This window comes from Clostridium sp. DSM 8431 (assembly GCF_900116755.1).
GTDB lineage: Bacteria > Bacillota > Clostridia > Clostridiales > Clostridiaceae > Clostridium.
Genome location: NZ_FPBY01000295.1, coordinates 1 through 1,997 on the forward strand (window position 1 = coordinate 1; position 1,997 = coordinate 1,997).

General features: G+C 26.0%; 2 protein-coding genes and 1 pseudogene. 2 read left to right on the forward strand and 1 reads right to left on the reverse strand.

The window, feature by feature from the left end:
- Positions 1-69: 69 nt before the first annotated feature.
- Positions 70-363 carry a hypothetical protein gene (locus BM384_RS16880; protein WP_090015407.1) on the forward strand — a complete coding sequence of 98 codons (294 nt, stop codon included), beginning with the start codon at positions 70-72 and terminating at the stop codon, positions 361-363.
- Positions 364-456: 93 nt separating this feature from the next.
- Here the strand turns inward: BM384_RS16880 and BM384_RS16885 are convergent, their stop codons facing one another.
- Entirely contained in the window at positions 457-1,077 is a 621-nt protein-coding gene (locus BM384_RS16885; protein WP_090015409.1) for a GerMN domain-containing protein, read from the reverse strand.
- A 149-nt stretch (positions 1,078-1,226) separates the two neighbouring features.
- On the opposite strand from BM384_RS16885, the pseudogene uvsE reads away from it, so the two are divergent.
- Positions 1,227-1,910 (forward strand): annotated as a pseudogene (uvsE, locus tag BM384_RS16890) (UV DNA damage repair endonuclease UvsE); the annotation flags it as partial.
- Positions 1,911-1,997: the final 87 nt, after the last annotated feature.

Consider the following 1,997-nt stretch of genomic DNA (forward strand, 5'->3'; position numbering starts at 1 on the left):
TACAAAATAGGACACGATGAATAAGGAAAAATCTCGATATGGGTATAATTGTCCATATTTTGAGTAGCAGTGGATACTGTTTATGAAGTATCTGAAGTTTTTGGTTCTTTAGAAGAAGCCTTTAAGGTAATTGAATCTAATATGGAAAATAGTACTGAATCTATAGAAATAGTTAGAGAGTTAATTATAAAGGCTGTTGATAAGAGTAAAGATGTATCAGATATTGCTAAAAATCAATCTGAATCTGCAGAAAAATCTCTTTCTATATCTGAAGAGCAAAGCGAAAAGCTTTTGGAATTATTAAACGAGATAAATGAAATAAGTAAGCTTAGTGAAAATTTAAGAGAAGTAATAAGTAAATAATTTTTTATGTAAGTACTTAGTAGAAAGAAGATGCATTTGAATGATTTTTAAGTATTCAAATGCATTTTTTTTTGTAGCTAACAAAACATTAAATTATAGATATTGGTCAGCTGAAAAATCTAAGTGCGGACCACTATATGGACTACCATTAACAGTTAATTTTATCTTTTCTAAATTAAATGCTTTAAGGAAAGTTTCTTTTATTGAATCTAGCATAAGTTGTTCTTCAGTAGTACCATAATTACCATTATATATATTAGAGGATACATCAAGATATCCTATTTTATTTGATGAATCAAATTTTAAGGCTGTTGTTCCAGATGGAACTACCTTATTTTCAGCTAATGCATTTATAATGCTGTAAGCAGTTAAATGATTTATTGTTACAGTTTTATTATTTAATCCATCAGCTGTGTCATTAGGATAGTAAATAGTTAAAGGTATTTCTTTAGATTCTTCTTTATTAGAGTCAGATCGTGTAGAAGATTCAGTAGTATCTTTATCATTTTTTGCATCTTCTTCTTTTACATTATCATTCTTTTCTTTTGTATTATCATCATTAGAATTTTTTTCGCTATTATCAGTTTTGGAACTACTACTTTCAGTTGTCCCATTTGAAGAAACTGAATTATTTTCTTCTTTAGAAGTATTACCACATCCAATTAAAAATAAAAGACTTGTGGATAATAACAAAGTGATAAGTGCTTTTTTCATGTATTTGACAGCCTCCTTCAAAAATTATTATAGATATTATACATCATAAAGCAAAAGATAGCTATATAAATAATTTTTGCCAGAAAAATAGTAACATATTTAGATTATACTATGAAAAAACTAAAAACATAATGAAAGGAGAGGAAAATATGAAGGTTAGATTAGGATATGTAGCAATTTCTAAAAAACTTGGAAAGAAAGTTACAGCTTCAAGCACTGTTACTTTTTCTAATTATAATAAGCTTACAACTGAAGAAGCAAGGCTTGAAAAACTTAATAAAGTATTATTATCAAATGTAAATGACTTAGAATCTATATTAAAATATAATATTGAAAATAATATACATTTTTACAGAATAACTTCTAATCTTATTCCTTTAGCTACTCATTTAGAAGTTCCATATTATAATTATTTTGAAAGATTTAAAAAGGATTTTGACTATATAGGAAAGCTTATTAGAGAATCAGACATGAGAGTAGATACTCATCCAGATCATTTTAATGTAATAAACAGTACAAATCCAGATGTAGTAGAAACAACTAAAAAAAATCTACTACATCAAATTGATTTCTTTGAAAAGATACATTATAGCCATAAAGCCAAAATGGTTATTCATGTTGGAGGAGCAACTATAGGAAAGGAAGAAGGATTAAAAAGATTTATAGAAAACTTTAATAAATATCCTGAGAGTATAAAGGAAAAATTAATAATAGAAAATGACGATAAAATATATACAGCAAAAGAAACTTTGAATTTATGTAAAACACTAAATATCCCAATGGTTTTAGATGTACATCATCATAATTGTAATAATGAAGAAGATGAGGAGGTTAAGTAACAGTTACAAAAATGTTATAAAACCTTAGAAAAGTGTACTAAAAAATAACAAATTTCAGAAATAGAGATTTATAGATTTGTC